The 20,501-nt window shown below is 46.8% G+C and carries 21 protein-coding genes; 17 read left to right on the forward strand and 4 right to left on the reverse strand.

Annotated features, from left to right (window positions below; translation table 11 throughout):
• The gene (locus tag M1D90_RS08970; protein WP_065643276.1) at positions 1 to 903 is read right to left on the reverse strand and encodes a YegS/Rv2252/BmrU family lipid kinase; all 903 of its coding nucleotides are present in this window, start codon (positions 901 to 903) and stop codon (positions 1 to 3) included.
• 184 nt (positions 904 to 1,087) lie between these two features.
• Here M1D90_RS08970 and M1D90_RS08975 point away from each other — a divergent pair, with 184 nt between their 5' ends.
• From M1D90_RS08975 to M1D90_RS08995, 5 genes are all read left to right on the forward strand, one after another.
• Positions 1,088 to 1,525 carry a BrxA/BrxB family bacilliredoxin gene (locus M1D90_RS08975; protein WP_095291147.1) on the forward strand — a complete coding sequence of 146 codons (438 nt, stop codon included), beginning with the start codon at positions 1,088 to 1,090 and terminating at the stop codon, positions 1,523 to 1,525.
• Positions 1,526 to 1,753: 228 nt separating this feature from the next.
• Positions 1,754 to 2,521, forward strand: coding sequence for a transporter substrate-binding domain-containing protein (locus tag M1D90_RS08980; protein WP_456283367.1), 768 nt, complete (start codon positions 1,754 to 1,756; stop codon positions 2,519 to 2,521).
• 86 nt (positions 2,522 to 2,607) lie between these two features.
• Positions 2,608 to 3,270, forward strand: a complete 663-nt coding sequence (locus tag M1D90_RS08985; RefSeq protein ID WP_020452110.1) for an amino acid ABC transporter permease — start codon at positions 2,608 to 2,610, stop codon at positions 3,268 to 3,270.
• A complete protein-coding gene (locus tag M1D90_RS08990) occupies positions 3,263 to 3,985 on the forward strand; it encodes an amino acid ABC transporter ATP-binding protein (RefSeq protein WP_026579330.1) in 723 nt (240 codons plus the stop codon). The genes M1D90_RS08985 and M1D90_RS08990 overlap by 8 nt, the downstream gene beginning before the upstream one ends.
• Before the next feature lie 71 nt (positions 3,986 to 4,056).
• On the forward strand, positions 4,057 to 5,016 hold the full coding sequence (locus M1D90_RS08995; protein WP_020452108.1) for an aromatic acid exporter family protein: 960 nt from the start codon (positions 4,057 to 4,059) through the stop codon (positions 5,014 to 5,016).
• Between the two features lie 141 nt (positions 5,017 to 5,157).
• Here M1D90_RS08995 and prli42 read toward each other — a convergent pair whose 3' ends face one another.
• Entirely contained in the window at positions 5,158 to 5,250 is a 93-nt protein-coding gene (gene prli42 / locus M1D90_RS09000; RefSeq protein WP_023855150.1) for a stressosome-associated protein Prli42, read from the reverse strand.
• 99 nt (positions 5,251 to 5,349) lie between these two features.
• Here prli42 and M1D90_RS09005 point away from each other — a divergent pair, with 99 nt between their 5' ends.
• Positions 5,350 to 6,879, forward strand: coding sequence for an acyl-CoA carboxylase subunit beta (locus M1D90_RS09005; protein WP_456283369.1), 1,530 nt, complete (start codon positions 5,350 to 5,352; stop codon positions 6,877 to 6,879).
• A 19-nt stretch (positions 6,880 to 6,898) separates the two neighbouring features.
• Positions 6,899 to 8,017, forward strand: coding sequence for a tripeptidase T (locus M1D90_RS09010; protein WP_023855148.1), 1,119 nt, complete (start codon positions 6,899 to 6,901; stop codon positions 8,015 to 8,017).
• 134 nt (positions 8,018 to 8,151) lie between these two features.
• Here the strand turns inward: M1D90_RS09010 and M1D90_RS09015 are convergent, their stop codons facing one another.
• Positions 8,152 to 8,937: a membrane protein insertase YidC gene (locus M1D90_RS09015; RefSeq protein ID WP_229078641.1), complete on the reverse strand. Its 786-nt coding sequence runs from the start codon at positions 8,935 to 8,937 to the stop codon at positions 8,152 to 8,154.
• Between the two features lie 90 nt (positions 8,938 to 9,027).
• Positions 9,028 to 9,315 (reverse strand): hypothetical protein, encoded by a 288-nt coding sequence (locus tag M1D90_RS09020; protein ID WP_020452104.1) that lies wholly within the window; start codon positions 9,313 to 9,315, stop codon positions 9,028 to 9,030.
• A 125-nt stretch (positions 9,316 to 9,440) separates the two neighbouring features.
• Here M1D90_RS09020 and M1D90_RS09025 point away from each other — a divergent pair, with 125 nt between their 5' ends.
• The 10 genes from M1D90_RS09025 (at position 9,441) to M1D90_RS09070 (ending at position 20,499) form a co-directional block, all read left to right on the forward strand.
• Positions 9,441 to 10,652: a DNA polymerase IV gene (locus M1D90_RS09025; protein ID WP_229029996.1), complete on the forward strand. Its 1,212-nt coding sequence runs from the start codon at positions 9,441 to 9,443 to the stop codon at positions 10,650 to 10,652.
• Between the two features lie 86 nt (positions 10,653 to 10,738).
• Positions 10,739 to 12,148, forward strand: a complete 1,410-nt coding sequence (gndA, locus tag M1D90_RS09030) for an NADP-dependent phosphogluconate dehydrogenase (protein ID WP_020452102.1) — start codon at positions 10,739 to 10,741, stop codon at positions 12,146 to 12,148.
• Positions 12,149 to 12,263: 115 nt separating this feature from the next.
• Entirely contained in the window at positions 12,264 to 13,049 is a 786-nt protein-coding gene (locus M1D90_RS09035; RefSeq protein ID WP_020452101.1) for an SDR family oxidoreductase, read from the forward strand.
• 139 nt (positions 13,050 to 13,188) lie between these two features.
• Positions 13,189 to 14,850 carry an alkaline phosphatase gene (locus M1D90_RS09040; RefSeq protein ID WP_020452100.1) on the forward strand — a complete coding sequence of 554 codons (1,662 nt, stop codon included), beginning with the start codon at positions 13,189 to 13,191 and terminating at the stop codon, positions 14,848 to 14,850.
• A 147-nt stretch (positions 14,851 to 14,997) separates the two neighbouring features.
• The gene (locus M1D90_RS09045) at positions 14,998 to 15,306 is read left to right on the forward strand and encodes a PTS sugar transporter subunit IIB (protein ID WP_065643274.1); all 309 of its coding nucleotides are present in this window, start codon (positions 14,998 to 15,000) and stop codon (positions 15,304 to 15,306) included.
• Between the two features lie 5 nt (positions 15,307 to 15,311).
• On the forward strand, positions 15,312 to 15,644 hold the full coding sequence (locus M1D90_RS09050; RefSeq protein ID WP_025811183.1) for a PTS lactose/cellobiose transporter subunit IIA: 333 nt from the start codon (positions 15,312 to 15,314) through the stop codon (positions 15,642 to 15,644).
• 39 nt (positions 15,645 to 15,683) lie between these two features.
• A complete protein-coding gene (gene celB, locus M1D90_RS09055) occupies positions 15,684 to 17,000 on the forward strand; it encodes a PTS cellobiose transporter subunit IIC (RefSeq protein WP_035338357.1) in 1,317 nt (438 codons plus the stop codon).
• A gap of 15 nt (positions 17,001 to 17,015) precedes the next feature.
• Positions 17,016 to 18,431 (forward strand): glycoside hydrolase family 1 protein, encoded by a 1,416-nt coding sequence (locus tag M1D90_RS09060; RefSeq protein WP_268015751.1) that lies wholly within the window; start codon positions 17,016 to 17,018, stop codon positions 18,429 to 18,431.
• 119 nt (positions 18,432 to 18,550) lie between these two features.
• Positions 18,551 to 19,264: a GntR family transcriptional regulator gene (locus M1D90_RS09065; protein ID WP_020452095.1), complete on the forward strand. Its 714-nt coding sequence runs from the start codon at positions 18,551 to 18,553 to the stop codon at positions 19,262 to 19,264.
• Positions 19,265 to 19,509: 245 nt separating this feature from the next.
• Positions 19,510 to 20,499, forward strand: coding sequence for a TAXI family TRAP transporter solute-binding subunit (locus tag M1D90_RS09070; RefSeq protein WP_130569432.1), 990 nt, complete (start codon positions 19,510 to 19,512; stop codon positions 20,497 to 20,499).
• The last annotated feature ends 2 nt before the right edge of the window (positions 20,500 to 20,501 follow it).

Below are 20,501 nucleotides of genomic sequence, written 5' to 3' on the forward strand. Positions count from 1 at the left end.
TCAGCTCTTTTCTTTTTCTAAGGGGGCGAGCATGCGGAGATGTCCGTTTAGCACCTCGATTGAAGCTGGCGTTTTTGTGCAGATTTCGCCGTCTGTATCGGCTTCCATTGGGAGGACGGTTTCAACTTCAACGGTTTGCCCCTGATAATAGGAGAGCTCGCCTGCAAAGGAATCCCATTCGGGATCATCCATTGCAAAAAGTTCTTTCAATGCAGCCAGATTCGTATTCCGGCAGACGAGGATGTCCGCTTTTCCGTCGTTAATGCTCAGCTGCGGAAGGGGGATCTTGTTTGTTCCGATAAATGGTCCGTTCAGCACGACCACCATGACCGCTTCGTCAGTAAACTCTTCTCCGTCGATCGACAGGCGGAAAGAGAAAGGCTCAAGATTGGAGATGGTCCGCAGTGCGCTTGTAAAATAACTGATTCTCCCGAGCAGCGCTTTTTCCGTTTGATTGATATGGGTGGAAGCTTCCGTAATCAATCCGATGCCCCAGAAGTTGAGACAATAATGATCATTTGCTTTTAACACATCGACCGGGACAGGTTTTCCATTGACGAGCGCTTCCGCCGCTTTTTCAATGTTCTGGGGAATGCGGAGCGCCCTCGAAAAGTCGTTGCATGTGCCGCCCGGGAGAATGCCGATATCTGGCTTCGTTTGAAGCTGGCTGATGCCGTTAATGCATTCGTGCACCGTTCCGTCACCGCCTAATATAAACAATTGCCCGATATCCTCCCCGATCTTTCGGCAAAATTCGAATGCATCACGTTTCTTTCTCGTCGGTTTTACGATGAGTTCGTCTATAGCCTGTGAAAGAACAGGTACGGCAGCACCCAGTGTTTTTTCAACATTTTTTTGTCCTGCATTTCCGTTGTAAATCAGCATTGCTTTCTTTCGGTTCATAAAGGTGCTCCTTTATTTGATAGAGTCTTTACTTATTTTTCCCCGGGCTGCCCGTGCCATAAACCTGAAGGAACACGAATCGCCTGATTTGCGGTTCGGACGGTTTCAAAGTATCATTAGAACAGATGAGCAAACAGCGCCTTTAGCATCATGCTAAAGGCGGCTAAAAAGGAGAGATCTTAAAGTGAACATGGATTTTAATCTGTTTATGAATGATGTCGTGCGCCAAGCCAGACAGGAAATAACGGCTGCCGGCTACACCGAATTGAAAACGCCTGAAGAGGTCGATGAAGCGCTCACGAAAAAAGGGACTACGCTTGTGATGGTCAACTCCGTCTGCGGCTGTGCAGGGGGAATTGCAAGGCCGGCCGCACATCATGCGGTTCATTACGATAAGCGCCCGGATCATCTCGTCACCGTTTTTGCCGGACAAGACAAAGAAGCGACGGCTCGAGCAAGGGAATATTTTGAAGGATATCCGCCTTCTTCTCCGTCATTCGCCCTTTTAAAAGACGGCAAGATTTTAAAAATGGTCGAACGCCATGAAATTGAAGGCTATGAGCCGATGGCTGTCATCACTAAGCTTCAAGGATTGTTTGAAGAACACTGTGAAGAAGTATAAGGTAAAGGAAATACCGCCTGCCAAAACAGTGGCAGGCTTTTTTTATGTATAAAAATTCTTTTTATATGCAATCAGAAAGATAAAAACATAGGCTTTCAATTGGTATTTAAAGGCTTGTTTGAAGGTTTTTCAGTTATTTTTCAAAATGGTATTGCATCTGGCCTAGAAAATGTTTAAAATACATATCAACGAATAAATATTCAAAAAAGGTTCAGGGGGATACACAACATGAAAAAATGGATGTTACTGGTAGTGGCAGCATGTGTCACATTTGCATTAACTGCATGCGGGACGAGCAGCAGTTCTGCTGATAAAAAAACATTGGTGATGGGAACTTCAGCCGATTACCCGCCTTTTGAATCGAAAGACGGAGATAAGATTGTCGGTTTTGATGTTGATCTGGCCAATGCACTGGCTAAAAAAACGGGCCATGAAATCGAAGTGAAAGACATGGACTTCAACGGCCTGGTGACCGCTCTTAAAACAAACAAAGTCGACATCGTGCTTTCAGGAATGACGCCGACGCCTAAACGCAAAAAGCAGGTCGATTTTTCAAACGTCTATTATACGGCTCACAACATGATCGTTACAAAAAAATCAAGCGGCATCAAATCGCTTGACGATTTGAAAGGAAAAACGGTCGGCGTGCAGCTTGGCTCCATTCAGGAAGAAAAAGCGAAGGAGCTTACATCGGATTACAATTTAAAAGTTGAAAACCGCAACCGCATTTCGGATTTAACCGAAGAAATCAAAGCAGGCCGCTTTGACGCAGCAATCATAGAGGATATCGTTGCCGAAAAATATATTGATAAAAATGAAGAACTGGTTGGCTACAATCTGCCGAAAGAACCGGATGAAAAAGCCGGCTCCGCGATCGCCTTCAAAAAGGGAAGCGATTTGACCGAGAAGTTCAACAAAGCGCTTGAAGAAATGGAGAAAAGCGGAGAACTTGAAAAGCTGAAAGAAAAATGGTTCGGCGGAGAAACGAAAAAGTAAGCGTGAAAAGTTCAACTTTTTGTTGAACTTTTTTTTCTAAAGCGATGTGCGCCTCTTTAATGATGAGGCGGGAGAGGGAGAGTCACATGAATTTTCTTGATTTTTCTAGTACAATACCCGAGATGCCTTTCATTTTGGAAGGCTTGGGCGTCACCTTAAAAGTGGTCGCGGCTGCGGCCGTGCTTGGATTTTTGCTGGGGGTTTTGATTACGCTTTTAAAAATCAGTTCGATCAAGCCCCTCGCATGGATTGCCGATTTTTACACTTCTATATTCCGGGGGACACCGCTTGTTCTGCAGCTGATGATCGTCTATTACGGGCTGCCTCAGGTGCTGGGCTTCGATATTGATGCTTACTGGGCGGCCGTCATCGCATTCGGCTTAAACTCCGCCGCTTATGTATCAGAAATCATCAGAGCCGGAATCAATGCGATCGACAAAGGACAAAAAGAAGCGGCGATGGCGCTGGGCGTCCCGTATGCAAAGATGATGAAGGATCTCTTGCTGCCGCAGGCCTTTAAAAATATCATGCCAGCGCTGATCAACGAATCGATTACACTGACAAAGGAATCGGCTGTTGTCACCGTCATCGGACTCGGCGATATTATGAGACGAAGCTATCAGGCAGGAGCGGCGATCTACAGCCCGCTTGAGCCGATGCTGTTTGCGGGTCTCATCTACTATGTGCTCGTTTTGATCCTGACGTTTGTCGGCAAAGCGATTGAAAGGAAGCTGAATGTCAATGATTAATGTTCGCAATCTCTCAAAATCTTTCGGAAAGCACGAGGTGCTTAAACATATTTCCGTTTCCTTTGAAAAAGGCGAAGTAGCCGCTGTCATCGGTCCGTCAGGCTCAGGCAAGTCCACGTTTCTGCGTTGCTTAAACATGCTCGAAAAGCCGACGGAGGGCAGCATTTTCATTCAGGATCAAGAGATTACAAGCCCGAAAACAAATGTGCTGAAAATCAGAGAGAACATCGGCATGGTCTTTCAGCATTTTCATTTGTTTCCGCATAAAACGGTTCTTGAAAATATTACGTATGCACCTGTCCATGTCAAAAAAGAAAGCAAACAGGCGGCAGCGAAAAAAGCGGAAGAACTGCTTGAGAAAGTGGGGCTTATCGATAAAAAAGATGATTATCCGAACCGTTTATCAGGGGGGCAAAAGCAGCGCGTTGCGATTGCGAGGGCGCTGGCGATGAATCCGGACATCATGCTGTTTGACGAGCCGACATCGGCCCTTGATCCTGAGATGGTCAAAGAAGTGCTTCAGGTGATGCAGGATTTGGCGAAAACCGGGATGACGATGGTGATCGTGACGCACGAAATGGGCTTTGCCAAAGAAGTCGCCGACAGGGTGCTTTTCATGGATGAAGGAACCATTGTCGAAGACGATGATCCTAAAGCGTTTTTTTCTTCTCCAAAATCGAAAAGAGCTCAAGACTTTTTAGAGAAAATACTATAAAATAAGCGAAGAAGATGCTGATCTTCTTCTTTTTTATTCACTAAGACTAGCAGAAAAGATTGGGGTTAACGATGTTTAAAATAGGTTATCGCACATTAAAAACAGCGCTTGGCACAGCATTGGCCATCTATATCGCACAGCTGCTCGGCCTTCATAATTTTGTGTCGACAGGGATCATCACGATCCTCTGTATTCAAGTGACGAAAAAGCGGTCCCTTCAGGCATCATGGGCCCGGTTTGCGGCATGCATTCTTGCGATCGTTTTTTCATACGCGTTTTTTGAACTGATCGGCTATCATCCGGCTGTCATCGGTCTGATGCTGCTGTTCTTTATTCCGACAACCGTTCTTCTGAAAATAAAAGAAGGAATCGTCACAAGTTCGGTCATCATTCTTCATCTTTATATGTCAGAAGGGATCACCCTTTCTCTCATTTGGAATGAATGCCTCATCATCATTACGGGAATCGGCGTTGCCCTGCTGATGAATTTGTACATGCCGAGCCTCGATAAAGAGCTCAAACAGTATCAGCAGAAAATCGAAGATAACTTTGCCAAGATTTTTGAAGAAATCGAACGCTATTTGCTGACCGGGGAACAGGACTGGACGGGAAAAGAGATTCCTGAGACGCACCGTTTGATCAATGAAGCGAAGACCCTGGCATACCGTGATGTGGAAAATCACTTTCTCAGGCACGAAAATCTCTATTATCACTACTTTAAAATGAGAGAAAAGCAGTTTGAAATTATCGAAAGGGTCCTGCCGAAAATCACGTCGATTTCGATGACGGTTGAACAGGGGCATATGATCGCAGCGTTTCTTCATGATTTAAGAGGAGCCATCCATCCCGGCAATACGGCTCATAAGTTTTTGAAGCGGCTCGTGAAAATGAGAGAGGAAATTGATGAGATGGAGCTGCCGACGACACGCGAAGAATTTGAAGCGCGCGCTGCTCTTTTCAATTTTCTCGGCGAAATGGAACAGTATCTTGTGATTAAGAGCTACTTTAAAGGAATTAAATCTCCTGCATAACCGCATGAGTTTCTCCTTCATTGGTCAATCTAATGGAACAGGGGGAAACCCGTGCGGTTTTTTCTATTCCTGCGGAAGTCCGGGCTTGAAGAAAAGCAGGCGTTTCTCCGCAAAAAGAGCCGCCTGCTTTCATGATTTGTATTAAAAAATCATGCTGAGTCCGGTAAGCAGAGTCGTCAGCACCATGACGCCGATCATTAAAATAACCATGAATTTGATGAATTTTCGAGACAAGCTTTTCACCTCTGTTTTTTAATCTCCCATTATTTTATACTGCTTTTTTTCATCGGACAAGTTTCGTGTAAGAATCAAATAGAGAAGGGGCAGAACACGATGAATATGTTTGAAAGAGTCGACGATTTAAACAACAGCCGTCAACAAGCTTTGCTAGGGGGCGGGCAGGAACGGATCGACAGGCAGAAGCAAAAAGGCAAGCTCACCGCCAGAGAGAGAATCGATCTTCTGCTTGATGAGGGAACGTTCACTGAGCTGAATGCTTTTGCCAGAAGCCGGCAGTCCGGCGGCCCGTTAGGCGACGGGGTTGTCACGGGATTCGGAAAAATCGATGGGCGGCCCGTTTATCTGTTTTCCCAGGATTTTACCGTCACCGGCGGAGCGCTCGGAGAAATGCACGCCAAAAAAATAGCGGCCGTCATGGATCTTGCCCTCAAAAATAAGGCCCCTTTCATCGGTCTGAACGACTCAGGTGGTGCGAGAATTCAAGAGGGTGTGCTATCATTAGATGGATACGGTCATATTTTTTACCGAAATGTCCTTTGCTCAGGCATCATTCCGCAAATCTCTGTCATTCTCGGCCCTTGTGCGGGCGGCGCGGTTTATTCTCCAGCTTTGACCGACTTCGTTTTCATGAACGAAAAAACCGGACAGATGTTCATTACCGGTCCGAAAGTCATCAAAACGGCGACAGGCGAAGCTGTCAGCTCCGGAGAATTGGGGTGCGCCTATATACATAATTCAATCAGCGGGAATGCCCATTTTTCCGGGGATTCCGATGAGGCCGTCCTCAGTGAGGTGCGCAAGCTCTTGTCCTACATCCCCCAGAATCACGAAGAAAAGCCTCCGGCTAAGGCGAGAAAGGCGAAAGACGATGAGATAAGGCCTGATTTAATGACGATTCTGCCTGAAGACGGTCAGCGGCCGTATGACATCAAACAGATCATCGCGGAAATCGCAGACAGCGGAACATTTTTTGAAGTGCAGCGCCACTTTGCCAAAAACGCGGTGATCGGTTTTGCAAGGATAGCGGGGGGAACGGCGGCGATCGTGGCCAACCAGCCGAAGTATTTAGCCGGAAGCCTCAGCATGGATGCGGCTGACAAAATCGCCCGGTTTATCCGTTTTTGCGATTCCTTTCAGATCCCGATTTTGACTTTGGTGGATTGTCCCGGCTTTCTTCCGGGAATACGCGAAGAGCACGGCGGGGTGATCAGACACGGCGCTAAAATCCTTTACGCGTATGCGGAAGCCGCCGTCTGCAAGGTGACGGTCATTTTAAGAAAAGCATACGGCGGAGCATATGTCGCTTTAAACAGCAAGGCGCTTGGAGCTGATGCCGTGTTTGCTTGGCCGAATGTAGAAATTGCAGTGATGGGCGCCTCGGAAGCTGCGGATGTGCTGTTCGCGAAGGAAATCGAACGGTCGGAAGACCCGCGGGCCGCCCGCGAGGAAAAAATCCGGAAATGCATGCACGCTTCAAGCCCTTTTGCCGCTGCAAGATACGGCATGGTAGACGATATCATCGATCCGAAAGAGACGCGGAAGAAGCTGATCCAAACGTTTGACATGCTGAAGAGCAAAAGAGAAATCAGGCCGGACAAAAAGCATGGAAATATACCGCTTTAAAAATGGAGGGGAAACTAGCATGAATGAAAAACGCCTGTTAGAAGAGTTTTTAGAACTTGTGCAAATTGATTCCGAGACAAAACACGAAGCTGATATTTGCAAGGTGCTGAAAGAAAAATTTGCTGCTCTTGGAATGGATGTCGTGGAGGATGACACCGCGCCAAAAACGGGGCACGGAGCGGGAAACCTCGTGTGCACGCTTCCTGGAACGAAAGAGGCGGACACGATTTACTTTACATCCCACATGGATACCGTCGTGCCCGGAAAAGGTGTGAAGCCGGTCATTGAAGACGGATATGTCAAAACAGACGGCACAACGATTTTGGGAGCTGACGACAAAACAGGCCTTGCAGCGATGCTCGAAGCCGTAAAAGTGCTGAAAGAAAAAAACATTCCGCACGGAACGATCCAGTTTATCATTACGGTCGGCGAAGAATCGGGGCTTGTCGGAGCGAAAGCTTTAGACCGATCGCTGATCAAAGCCGATTACGGATATGCGCTTGATTCCGACGGGAAGGTCGGCAATATTATCGTAGCAGCGCCGACACAGGCGAAAATTAGAGCAACTGTCTACGGAAAAACGGCTCATGCCGGAGTAGAGCCGGAAAAAGGAGTCTCCGCCATCACGATCGCTTCAAAAGCGATTGCCAAAATGCCGCTTGGCCGCATCGACGAGGAGACGACGGCTAATATCGGCCGCTTTGAGGGCGGAACGCAAACCAATATCGTCTGCGATCAGGTCGACATTCTCGCTGAAGCCCGTTCGCTTGTTCCGGAAAAAATGGAAAAGCAGACCGAAAAAATGAAGCAGGCGTTTGAAGCAGCCGCCGCTGAAATGGGTGGCAGAGCCGAGGTGGAAATCGAAGTCATGTACCCGGGCTTTAAATACAAAGACGGGGATCTCGTCGTTGAAATCGCCAAAAAAGCCGCCGGGAAAATCGGCCGTCCGTACGAGCTATTGACGAGCGGCGGAGGAAGCGATGCGAACGTCATCGCAGGACACGGCATTCCGACTGTCAACCTTGCAGTCGGATATGAACAAATCCATACGAAAAACGAAAAAATGCCGATTGAGGAACTTGTCAAAACTGCAGAAATGGTTGTTGCCATTATTGAGGAAGTAGCAAACCCGTCATAAAGGCGGGTTTTTACAGGGACCGTTTCAGCTCGAGCCGATGGTTTCAGCGGAAACGGTCACACTACCTGAAGTCGCGATCGAGAAGATGGAAGGGAAACGCAAAAAAGCTTGCGCCTTTAAAGGCGCAAGCTTTTTTATTTTGTAGCCGATTCAGCAGGCTGAATGGCTTTTTTGTTTTTTTGGTAAACTTGATGAAGAACGACGGATTGAATCGTCAGAAGCAGTCCGCTTGTCAGCCAGTACAGCGGCAGGGCTGCAGGGACGTTGATCGAAAAGATCGTCATCATCACAGGGAAAAAGAAGCCCATGATTTTGGCGGACTGCTGAGCCGCCGGATTTGTTTGGGCGTTCTGTGCGTTCAGCTTTTGAGACACATAGAACTGGATAAAATACATGAACCCGGCGCATAAAGATACGATAATATCCGAATGCCCGAGGTTAAACCAGAGAAAAGAGTGTGAAGCAATTTCGGGCGTCGAGCGGATCGCATAATAAAAACCGATTAGGATCGGAAACTGAATCAGCATCGGCAGGCAGCCCATCGCCAGCGGATTGATGTTATGCTTTTGGTAAAGCTGCATCATCTCCTGCTGAATTTCCCTCTGCTTCACAGGATCTTTCGTCTTTTTTAGCTTGCTTTGAATCGCATCCAGCTCAGGTTTGACAAGCGCCATTTTTTCCTGCATGGCCCGCTGTTTTTTATACTGGTTGGCAAACAGCGGAAAGACGAGAACCCGGACGATGATGGTCACAAAAATAATCGACAGTCCGTAGTTTCCGTGGAAAAATCCGGCGATTCCTTTAATCAGCTCTGAAAAAGGCCCCACGACATAGTGTTGGAAGAAGTTGTCGCTTCCTCCGGTACTGCCGGTGGCTGCCGAAGCTTGTTCACCTATAAACATGGTCATGATCAAAAACATTGCAGTCGCAAACAATTGTTTTAATTTCGTGTTCAACACGTTCTCCTCCTTCTGAATAAAAGGGCCCGTCTGCCGGACACCTTTTCCCGTTTAAATTGAAAGAAGAAGGGAACGGTGGTCTTCATCGTCGTTCGATGAAGCTTTCATGCGAATGACTTTACTTATCCATACCGTAATGCGATGATATAGGATGATAAGAAAATCGATTGCAGAAACAAACTGTATTGCATGATATTCTTCAAACCGTTTCGTTTTCCAGCTGTCGCCCGTACTGCAGTCCTTTAGGATGAGGGCGATACCGATCGCCGTCAGTGCGGGAAGGACGATTGTGAAAAACTCAAACAGTAAAAAAGCATCGTTGAAAGATTCAAGAATCATCTATTATCACTTCCGTTTCATTTAACATCTTACTATATGAATGCCGGGATGTCTAATTTGAGTACCAGGAGGGAGCCGTTTTGTCTGCTGATAAACAAAAGGGAAGAGTCATCTTTCATATCGATATGAACAGCTTTTACGCGTCTGTTGAAATGGCGTATGACCCTTCGCTGAAAGGCAGGCCGCTCGCCATCGCGGGAAATGCAAAGGAGCGGAAAGGCATCGTCGTCACGTGCAGCTACGAGGCGAGAGCACGCGGCGTAAAACCGCCTATGCCGCTTTGGGAAGCGAAGCGGCTCTGCCCCGAGCTGATCGTCAAGCCGCCGAATTTCGACCGCTACAGAAGCTCTTCAAGAGAAATGTTTCAAGTGCTCAGGGAGTATACGGACCTTGTCGAGCCTGTTTCCATTGATGAAGGGTACATGGATTTAACGGACACGCCATACAGAAATCGGGCATATGAAACGGCGAAGGAAATTCAAGAGCGCCTTCAAGAAGAACTGCTTCTTCCGTCAAGCATCGGGATCGCTCCGAATAAATTCCTGGCCAAAATGGCTTCGGATATGAAAAAACCGCTCGGCATTACGATATTGAGAAAGCGCGAAGTGCCCCGGATTCTTTGGCCCATGGACATCAGCGAGATGTACGGAGTCGGCCGGAAAACCGCTGAAAAGCTCAAGACGCTTGATATCGGCAAGATCGGCGATTTGGCTGCCGCAGATGAGTATGCTTTAAAGCGCCTCCTAGGTATCAACGGCCCCCGTTTAAAAAGGAGGGCAAACGGCATCGACACCGGAGAGGTGAATCCCGACAGGATATACGAATTCAAAAGCGTCGGCAATTCCTCGACTCTCCCGTATGACAGCACAGATGAGAAGGAATTGTGCGGCCTGATTGACAAGCTTTCCGTCTCAGTAAGCGACAGGCTGAAGCGAAAAGAGGTCATGGCAGCAAAAGTTTTCATCATGATCCGCTTTGCGGATTGGACGAACATAACCAGAAGCAAGACCCTTCTGAATCCGACCGATTCAAGAGAAGATATTGCGAAGGAAGCGAAAGCCCTTTTCAGGCAGCATTGGCACGGAAGCCCTGTCAGACTTTTAGGCGTGACGGGAACAGACCTCGTCAATCGGAAGGAAGCCGTCAAACAGCTTGATTTATTTTCGTTTCATGAGGATGCCAAAGATGAGCCGATCCAAAAAGTGATGGCCGAATTGAATGAAAAATATGGAACAGACCTCATCAAAAAAGGGATCAGGATCGTGAAAAAAGAAAGCAAGACGAGCGGAACAAGCTTTAACAAAGATTTTTTCCAGGACGAGAGACAAGATCAATAGCTTGAAAATGTAGGTCAAAGTGTGGTAATTTCAATTTAAATAAAAATTAAACTAAAATGCTAAACGCTTTAGAAGGGACGTTTGACATGGCAAAACAACAAATAGGTGTAGTTGGTTTAGCAGTAATGGGAAAAAACTTGGCTCTAAACATTGAAAGCCGCGGGTTTACGGTTTCTGTTTACAACAGATCAAGCGAGAAAACGGAAGAGTTTCTGAAAGAAGCCGAAGGCAAAAACGTTGTCGGTACATACAGCATTGAAGAGTTCGTTCAATCTCTTGAAAAACCGCGCAAAATTCTGTTGATGGTCAAAGCTGGAACACCGACAGACGCAACGATTCAATCGCTCCTGCCTCATCTTGAAAAAGGCGACATTTTGATTGACGGCGGAAATACATATTATAAAGATACGCAGAGAAGAAACAGAGAGCTGGCCGAAAGCGGCATTCACTTCATCGGCACCGGTGTTTCCGGCGGTGAGGAAGGCGCTCTGAAAGGTCCTTCTATCATGCCAGGCGGACAAAAAGAAGCCCATGAGCTTGTCAAGCCGATTCTTGAAGCGATTTCTGCAAAAGTAGACGGCGAACCGTGTACGACATACATCGGTCCAGACGGCGCCGGCCATTATGTAAAAATGGTTCATAACGGCATCGAATACGGAGACATGCAGCTGATCTCAGAATCATACTTTATTTTGAAACACATTGTCGGTCTGTCTTCAGATGAGCTTCACGAAGTCTTCTCCGAGTGGAATAAAGGAGAGCTTGACAGCTATCTGATCGAAATCACGGCTGATATTTTCACGAAAAAAGACGAGGAAACTGGCAAGCCGCTCGTTGATGTCATCCTCGATAAAGCAGGTCAAAAAGGCACAGGAAAATGGACGAGCCAAAGCGCTCTTGACCTGGGCGTGCCGCTTCCGATCATTACGGAATCCGTTTTCGCCCGCTTCATTTCTTCCATGAAAGAAGAGCGCGTCAAAGCAAGCAAGCTTCTGACAGGTCCTGAAGCGAAACCAGCCGCCGAGAACAAAGAAGAGCTGATCGAAGCGGTCAGAAAAGCACTCTTCATGAGCAAAATCTGTTCTTACGCACAGGGCTTCGCTCAAATGAAAGCCGCATCAGAAGAATACGGCTGGGATTTGAAATACGGCGATATCGCGATGATCTTCCGCGGAGGATGCATCATCCGCGCGGCGTTCCTGCAAAAAATCAAAGAAGCGTATGACCGCGATCCGGGGCTTGACAACCTGCTTCTTGATCCTTACTTCAAAAATATCGTTGAAGGCTATCAGGGCGCTCTCCGCAAAACGATTTCTCTTGCGGTTGAACAAGGAATTCCTGTACCTTGCTTCTCAAGCGCTCTCGCTTATTTTGACAGCTATCGCACTGCGACATTGCCGGCCAACCTGATTCAGGCGCAGCGCGACTACTTTGGCGCACATACGTATGAGCGTACAGATAAAGAAGGCATTTTCCACACTGAGTGGATGAAATAAGATGTAAAACCGCAAGCTGAAAAGCTTGCGGTTTTTTGATTTCGGAAGGATGCATGTTTAAGCGCTTCTGTGGAAACCTACTCAAAAGAGATTTTCAATAAGGAGGAATCAACCCATGTATCCTAGTTTAGAGGGAAAAACGGTGGTTATTACAGGGGCGGGTACAGGTCTTGGAAAAGCGATGGCACTTCGCTTCGGTTCTGAAAAAGCCAATGTAGTGATCAATTACTTCAAGGAAGAAGAAAATCCTGAAGAGACGGTGAAGAAAATAGAAAACAGTGGAGCGCGCGCGATTGCCGTTCAAGGAGATGTCTCAAAAGAAGACAATGTAAAAGCGCTGATCAGACAGGCCGTTGATTCATTCGGTTCCGTAGATGTGATGGTGAACAACGCTGGGGTGGAAAATGAAGTACCTTCTGAGGATTTGTCTCTGGAAGACTGGAACCGCGTCATATCAACTAATTTGACAGGGATGTTCTTAGGATGCCGGGAAGCGATCGGCTATATGCTCGATCATAATATTAAAGGCTCGGTCATTAATATGTCGAGCGTCCATCAGCAAATCCCGTGGCCGCATTTTGTCCATTATGCGGCAAGCAAGGGCGGGGCAAAACTGCTGACGGAAACCCTTGCCCTTGAATATGCCCCGAAAGGAATTCGGGTAAATGCGATCGGACCCGGTGCGATCGATACGCCGATTAACGCCGAAAAATTCGCTGATCCCGAATTGAAAAAAGGCGTTGTTGAATTGATTCCGATCGGGTATATCGGAAAGCCGGAGGAAGTCGCGGCTTGCGCGGCCTGGCTTGCATCCGAAGAAGCGAGCTATGTGACGGGCCTGACGCTGTATGTGGACGGCGGAATGACGAAATACCCGGGATTCCAAGCTGGAAAAGGATGAAAAGAAGGCGGGGTGCCTTCTTTTCATCATAAGCCCAAAAAAATTTACATAAGATTAATAGAAAGCAAAAGTGCTGTTTACATAGCAATGATAGTGTAGGTTTGTCAACAAAAAGCGGTTATGGAGGGAGTACATAAGAATGGGTTTCTTACGCAACAGAATCGTCGGCATTACACTGGCAGGCGCAGTCGCTTTAGGATCAGCGGGAACAGGCAGTGCAGCAATGGAAACAGCGAAAAAGAAGGAACAACCAAAGGTCAAAAACGTGATCATGATGGTCATGGATGGAACAAGCTCTTCTGCAACAACATTGGCACGCTGGTATAAAGGCGAACCGCTCGCGATGGACCAGATTGTCAGCGGTGGTGTCCGGACGCATTCGGCAGAATCGGCGATCACTGATTCTGCACCTGCAGCAACTGCGATGGCAACGGGACGAAAATCAAACTCTTCCTATATTGGAGTGCTGCCTTCAAAGGTGAATACACCAGGTGTCGAGAAGGTCGGTAAAAAAGATCAATACCGGCCTGTGGCAAACGTGCTGGAAGGCGCCAAACAGAAGGGAAAAGCAACTGGCATTATTGCAACCTCTGAAATTCAGCATGCCACGCCTGCCGGCTATTCCGGCCATCATAAGGACCGCAATAACTTTGAAGTGCTCGGTGAACAGCAGGTTTATCAAAACATGGACGTTGTCCTTGGCGGAGGAAAAGAATCGCTTCAGCCGGGGACAAAGGATAAAAGCCGCAAAGACGGTGAAGACCTTGTCAAAGTGCTCAAAGATAAAAAGTACGATTTTGTTGAAACGAAAGATCAGCTCCTCAAGTCAAAATCGAAAAAAATTTGGGGCGCATTCTCACAGCGCGATCTCGCGTATGACATGGACCGCCGTGCAACGCATCCAGAGCAGCCGACGATTGCGGAGATGACGAAAAAATCGATTCAGACGCTTTCTAAAGACAAGGACGGTTTCTTTTTATTCGTGGAAGGAAGCAAGCCTGACTGGGCAGCGCATCAAAACGATCCGATCGGCATGATCAGCGATGTATTGGCATTTGATAACGCGGTGAAAGAAGCGCTTGAATTCGCTAAAAAAGACAAACATACAATGGTTATTGCCGTCTCAGACCACGGCAACAGCGGCATCTCCATCGGCAACAGCAACACGACGAAAGGCTATGACACAACGCCGGTATCAGCCTATATCGATCCGCTGAAAAAGGCTAAAATGACGGTGGAAGGCGCAACCGGCAAATTAAAAGACGATTTATCGAATATCGAAGAAGCGGCAAAGCTTTACGGACTTGATGATTTAACGCCGGCAGAGAAGGAACAGCTGAAAAGCGTGAAAAACAAAAAAGAAGCGGCTTCATTATTCACCAAGCTGCTCAGCAACCGAGCCAACATCGGATTCACAACAGGCGGTCATACAGGTGAAGATGTCTTCCTGTATTCGTACGGTCCCGAAAAGCCGCAGGGGCTCGTCGATAACACCGGCATCGCTAAAACGATGGCAAAAGCAATGGGCTTCAACTTAGACAAATTAACAAACGAATTATTTATCGAAGCAAAACAGGCATTTAAAAAAGCCGGAGCCAGCGTAACGATCGATCAGAAAGATCCGGCTAATCCAGTTCTTGTCGCATCGCGCAAAAAAGGGAAAGCCGAAATGCCGGTGAACAAAAACCTCATCAGAATCAACGGAAAGGAATATGAATTAGACAGCGTGATTGTTGAAAGCAATGGATCCTTCTACGTGCCGAAGGAAGCAGTTCAGCTGTTCAAAAAATACGCCCGATAATTTGTTTGGCCCCCCTCTTGAAAGAAGAGGGGGTTTTTATTATTCAAAATAAATACATACATTTATTTTTAAATGTCTAGACATATAAAAATAAAAAGATATAATAATAGTTGTGTGAAAGCGCTTTTAATAAAGGAGGATATGACGATGAAAAAGATTTTACTTGCATGCAGTTCGGGTATGTCGACAAGTCTCCTTGTCACCAAGATGGAGGAATACGCGCATTCAATCGGTGACGAGGCAAAAATTTGGGCGGTCGGACAGGACAAGGCAAAAAAAGAGATGGCAGAGGCAAACGTCGTTCTCATCGGCCCGCAAATGAGCTTTTTAAAAGGCGAGCTGCAGAAAGAAGCAGAACAGTACGGTACTAAGGTTGATGTGATTGATATGATGGCTTACGGAATGGCAGACGGAAAGAAAGCTTATGAACAGGCGCTCAGCTTGATCGGAGATTGATAATGATGGGAAAATTAAAACTCGATGAATTAACAGGCGAACAAATTTGCTTTCAGCTCATTCTTCATAGCGGAAACGCCCGCAGCAAAGTCATTCAGTCCATCAGGGCATACCGCGCCGGCAGCGTTCAGAAAGCAGAGGAGCTGCTGCACCAGGCTGAAGCCGATTTGCAGCAGGCCCATGATATTCACTTTCAAATGATTCAAAAAGAAGCGGGCGGGGAAAAAAGTGAGTTCTCTTTGCTGCTCTTGCACGCGGAGGACCATTTGATGTCGACGCTCACGATGAAGGAACTTGTGTCCGAATTATTGGAATTATTCAAAGAGAAAAATCTATGATTCGCACTGTATGGCAAAATCGAAGGGGGATAAGAGACCATGTTTGAAAAATTGAGCAACCTCTTGGTGCCGATTGCCGGGAAGCTGAATAACAACCGGTATTTAGGCGTGCTGAGGGATGCGTTTATGCTGGCTTTTCCGCTCACCATTTTCGGATCGATCATTGTCGTTTTAACCAATTTGCCGTTTCTCAATAAAATGATGAGCAAATCGGCGCTTGAAACGTTCCAGTCGGCTTTAAGCATAGCGCCGAGCGCAACGATCAGCATTATGTCCGTTTTCGTCGTGTTCGGGATCGGGTATTATTTATCCAAAACTTATGAAGTCGAAGCGGTTTTTGGAGGAGTCGTCGCTTTGGCATCGTTCCTTCTGCTGACTCCGTTTGTATTAAACGGCGAAGGAGGGGAAGTGATTCCGAACGTCATCCCGATTGACAGGCTCGGTGCGAAAGGGATGTTCCTCGGAATGATTACCGCCTTTACATCCGCGGAGATTTTCAGATTTTTTGTCCAGAAAAACTATACGATCAAAATGCCCGCCGGCGTTCCGCCTGCTGTAGCTAAATCTTTTGCCGCGCTGATTCCGGCGGTGATGACCTTGTCTGTCTACTTGGTCATCAATATCCTTGTGACCCAAGCGTTCAATACGAATATGCACGATTTAATTTACAATCTGGTACAGGCTCCGCTTGTCGGCCTTGGAAGCGGTATCATTCCGACCTTGATTGCTATATTTTTTACTCAGCTTCTCTGGTTTTTCGGACTCCACGGGCAAATTATCATCAACTCTGTTATGGATCCGATCTGGAATACGCTTTCGATCGAAAATTTGAATAGCTATACCGCAACAGGGGAAGTTCCGCATATTATCAATAAGCAGTTTATGGAAGTGTACACCGTCGGAATGGGCGGAACCGGGATGACACTGGCCGTGATTATTGCCATCCTGCTGTTTATGAAGAGCAAGCAGATGAAGCAGGTCGCAAAACTCGGAGCGGCGCCGGGGATTTTCAACGTAAATGAACCGATCATTTTCGGCCTGCCGATCGTCATGAACCCGCTCATTTTTATTCCGTGGGTGATCTCGCCGATGATCGTCACTTTAATTACGTATTTCGCAATGGCGTCCGGGCTTGTGCCGCCGCCGACCGGGGTCACGATTCCTTGGACTGTGCCGATTTTTATCAGCGGAATGATGGCGACCAATTCGCTTGCCGGCGGCATTCTACAGATTGTGAATTTAGCCGTTGTCTTTATGATCTGGTTCCCGTTTTTGAAATTCATCGACCGGATGAATATGAAAAAAGAGCAGGAAATCAATGCAGCGGAACAAGATCAGACAACGCTAGGACTTTAAAAGGAGATTGATGACATGTCAAAAACAGAACTGCAGCTAGAACAAATTCAATACCGTTTTCCAAAAGGCTTCTGGTGGGGGTCGGCGGCATCCGCGACTCAGACTGAAGGAGCGGCGGCTGAAGGAGGCAAAGGAAAGAACATTTGGGATCACTGGTACGAAAAAGAGCCGAACCGATTTTTTGACGGAGTAGGCCCTGAGAAGACTTCGCGTTTTTACGAGACTTACAGAGAAGATATTCAGCTGATGAAGGAGCTCGGCCACAACTCTTTTCGTTTCTCCATTTCGTGGGCCCGTCTGTTTCCTGAAGGAAAAGGGCGGTTGAACGAGGAAGGAGCTGCCTTTTATAACCAAGTCATCGATGAGCTGCTGGCGGCTGGGATCGAGCCTTTTGTCAACCTTTATCATTTTGATATGCCGCTTGCGCTCCAGCATATCGGCGGATGGGAAAACAGGCAAGTCGTCGATCGCTTTGTTTCATACGCGGAAACGTGCTTCCGGCTGTACGGGGATCGTGTGAAAAAATGGTTTACCCACAATGAACCGATCGTTCCTGCTGAAGGCGGCTATTTATACGATTTTCATTATCCGAACATCATCGACTTTCAAAAGGCCGTCCAGGTCGCATACCATGAAATTCTTTCAAACGCCAAAGCGGTCGAAGCCTACCGCAGACTCGGAGGCGACGGCAAAATCGGCATCATTTTAAATTTAACGCCATCCTATCCGCGAAGCCAGCACCCGGCAGATGTGAGAGCTTCTGAAATAGCTGACGCTTTCTTTAACCGGTCGTTTCTTGATCCTGCCGTTAAGGGTGAGTTTCCGCAGCTTTTAACAGATATTTTAAAAGAAAAAGGCTATTTGCCTGTCATGGAAGAAGGAGACTTGGAGCTGATCAAAAATCACACTGTCGATCTGCTCGGCATCAATTATTATCAGCCGAGACGGGTGAAAGCGAAGGAGCACATGCCTCATCCGGACGCGCCTTTTATGCCGGAGCGTTTTTTTGACCATTATGAAATGCCCGGACGAAAAATGAACCGCCACCGCGGCTGGGAAATATACGAAAAAGGAATCTATGATATTTTAATGAATGTCAAAGAAAACTATGGAAATATTGAATGCTTTATTTCTGAGAACGGAATGGGTGTTGAAGGAGAAGAGCGTTTCCGTGGCGAAGACGGCATAATCCGCGATGACTACCGAATTGCGTTTATCGAAGAACACTTAAAATGGGTGCACAGAGCGATTCAGGAAGGAGCGAATGTCAAAGGTTATCACCTTTGGACATTCATGGACAACTGGTCATGGACGAACGCCTATAAAAACCGCTATGGATTTGTATCTGTCAACCTTGACAAAAACGGCGAACGAACGATTAAAAAAAGCGGATACTGGTTTAAGAAACTTGCCGAGAACAACGGTTTTTAAAAAGGACTCGGACTAAAAGATGGTCTGTTGGGCCATCTTTTTATTTCCGCTTCAAAACCGATATAATGATAAGGAAGGTGTTACAAGCATACAGAATCCTTAGTAATGGTGGTTAAAACATGAGAAAATACGAATATATTTCAAACGAAATGAGGAGGCGGATTCAGGAAGAATACTATCCGATTGATCAGCCCATACCTGATGAGCTTTCTCTCGCCAAAGAATTTTCCTGCAGCAGAATGACGATGAAAAGAGCCCTCGATATTCTCGTGTCAGAAGGCATGCTGTACCGCAAGCGCGGACACGGCACCTTCATAGTAAAATCATCGATTCAGCAGCTTCCCGTCAGTGTGACAGACCGCGAAAACCTCGGGCTGACCAAGCTTCTCGCCAATAAACAAATCGAAAGCCGCATCATTCAATTTGATGTCGAATTCCCTTCAGATGAAGTGGCTAAGCAATTGTCAATCGAAAAGACCGTTCCGGTGTATCATATCATCAGGCTCAGAAAGGTTGAAGGCGAACCGTATGTCATTGAAGAAACGTATATGCCTTCGAATGTCATCTCTGAATTAAATGAAGACGTTCTTCACGGCTCCGTTTACCGGCACATCACCGAGACGCTGAAACTGACAATCGCCGGCTCGCACCGGAAGATCAGGGCGGATAAGTCGAATGCGCTCGACCGAGAGTACTTGGAATGCGCCCCTGACGATCCGGTTCTTGAAGTTGAACAGGTCGCTTTTTTAAATACGGGAGAACCGTTTGAATATTCTTTTGCAAGGCATCGCTACGACAAGTTTGTGTTTTCCAGCGTCCATGTTCGGAAATGAAAAACCTGCATAACCGCGGGTTTTTTGTGTTGTCATGCAATCTTCCAGCATGCTTGTCCTCCGAGGGGATCGTGGGCTGCCATCGCTTTAGCGGACGGGAATTTCCGAGGCCGTGCGCATATTCAGAACCAGCTGCTCATAAAATTAACTAAATAATTAGAAATAAAACAATATATTGACAACTAATACATTTTTCGTGGTACGATAGGATTGTTATTTGTCCAACAAGCAAAGGGGGAGAATGAATGAAAAAGTGGAAAAGCTTATCATGGATTGTATTGCTGCTGACGCTTGTCATGGGATTGGCAGCGTGCGGAAGCGGCAATGCATCAGGAAATAAGGACGGTGGATCTGCGTCAAAAGGATCAGAAAGCTACAGTCTGCTGACAGGGGGAACCGGCGGTACATATTATCCGCTCGGCGGTCAATTTGCAAACCTTTGGGAGGATGCAACAGGAGACATATTTACGACGCAGACTACAGGTGCTTCTGCTGAAAACATGGCAACTCTGCAAAAAGGGGAAGCTGAGGTCGCTTTTTCTCAGACGGACATTGCCACTTATGCCATAGAAGGCAAAGAAATGTTTAAAGAAAAAATTGAAGGAATCAAGGCGATTGCCGCCCTGTATCCTGAAACTGTACAGATTGTAACAACGGAAAAAAGCGGAATCAATTCGATTGAAGATTTAAAAGGCAAAACGGTTTCCGTGGGTGCTGCGGGTGCAGGGGTCAACATTAATGCCAAGCAGATTTTGGAGGTTCACGGGATGTCTTTTGACGACATCAAACCGCAAAACCTGTCTTTTGAAGAGTCGACAGACGGCATTCAGTCAGGCGCGATCGATGCCGCCTTCATCACGGCTGGAACGCCTACCGGGGCTGTCGAAGGGCTTTCTGCGCAAAATAAAATAAAAATTTTAAATATTGAAAAAGATAAGCAGGAAAAGCTGATGGAAAAGTATCCGTTCTATGCTGAGGATACGATCAAAAAAGGCACCTACGGCATCGGGAGCGATATGAACACGGTCGCTGTCAAAGCGATGCTCGTCGCATCCGACAAGATGGATGAGGACACCGTCTATAAAATGACGAAAGCGCTGTTTGAAGCCGATAAAATCAATCATGCCAAAGGCGAATTTATCAAGCCTGAAACCGCGCTTGAAGGATTGGGCGATATTGAAATTCATCCTGGAGCGGCTAAATATTTCAAAGAAAAAGGGATAGAAAAATCGTAAAG

It is taken from the genome of Bacillus sp. JZ34, from assembly GCF_053903205.1.

Bases quoted from the DNA above. Each gene is read 5' to 3' on its own strand.
- M1D90_RS08970 (WP_065643276.1), bottom strand. From the start codon at position 903: ATGAACCGAAAGAAAGCAATGCTGATTTACAACGGAAATGCAGGACAA.
- M1D90_RS08980 (WP_456283367.1), top strand. From the start codon at position 1,754: ATGAAAAAATGGATGTTACTGGTAGTGGCAGCATGTGTCACATTTGCA.
- M1D90_RS08985 (WP_020452110.1), top strand. From the start codon at position 2,608: ATGAATTTTCTTGATTTTTCTAGTACAATACCCGAGATGCCTTTCATT.
- M1D90_RS08990 (WP_026579330.1), top strand. From the start codon at position 3,263: ATGATTAATGTTCGCAATCTCTCAAAATCTTTCGGAAAGCACGAGGTG.
- M1D90_RS08995 (WP_020452108.1), top strand. From the start codon at position 4,057: ATGTTTAAAATAGGTTATCGCACATTAAAAACAGCGCTTGGCACAGCA.
- M1D90_RS09005 (WP_456283369.1), top strand. From the start codon at position 5,350: ATGAATATGTTTGAAAGAGTCGACGATTTAAACAACAGCCGTCAACAA.
- M1D90_RS09010 (WP_023855148.1), top strand. From the start codon at position 6,899: ATGAATGAAAAACGCCTGTTAGAAGAGTTTTTAGAACTTGTGCAAATT.
- M1D90_RS09015 (WP_229078641.1), bottom strand. From the start codon at position 8,937: ATGTTTTTGATCATGACCATGTTTATAGGTGAACAAGCTTCGGCAGCC.
- M1D90_RS09020 (WP_020452104.1), bottom strand. From the start codon at position 9,315: ATGATTCTTGAATCTTTCAACGATGCTTTTTTACTGTTTGAGTTTTTC.
- M1D90_RS09025 (WP_229029996.1), top strand. From the start codon at position 9,441: ATGAACAGCTTTTACGCGTCTGTTGAAATGGCGTATGACCCTTCGCTG.
- gndA (WP_020452102.1), top strand. From the start codon at position 10,739: ATGGCAAAACAACAAATAGGTGTAGTTGGTTTAGCAGTAATGGGAAAA.
- M1D90_RS09035 (WP_020452101.1), top strand. From the start codon at position 12,264: ATGTATCCTAGTTTAGAGGGAAAAACGGTGGTTATTACAGGGGCGGGT.
- M1D90_RS09040 (WP_020452100.1), top strand. From the start codon at position 13,189: ATGGGTTTCTTACGCAACAGAATCGTCGGCATTACACTGGCAGGCGCA.
- M1D90_RS09045 (WP_065643274.1), top strand. From the start codon at position 14,998: ATGAAAAAGATTTTACTTGCATGCAGTTCGGGTATGTCGACAAGTCTC.
- M1D90_RS09050 (WP_025811183.1), top strand. From the start codon at position 15,312: ATGGGAAAATTAAAACTCGATGAATTAACAGGCGAACAAATTTGCTTT.
- celB (WP_035338357.1), top strand. From the start codon at position 15,684: ATGTTTGAAAAATTGAGCAACCTCTTGGTGCCGATTGCCGGGAAGCTG.
- M1D90_RS09060 (WP_268015751.1), top strand. From the start codon at position 17,016: ATGTCAAAAACAGAACTGCAGCTAGAACAAATTCAATACCGTTTTCCA.
- M1D90_RS09065 (WP_020452095.1), top strand. From the start codon at position 18,551: ATGAGAAAATACGAATATATTTCAAACGAAATGAGGAGGCGGATTCAG.
- M1D90_RS09070 (WP_130569432.1), top strand. From the start codon at position 19,510: ATGAAAAAGTGGAAAAGCTTATCATGGATTGTATTGCTGCTGACGCTT.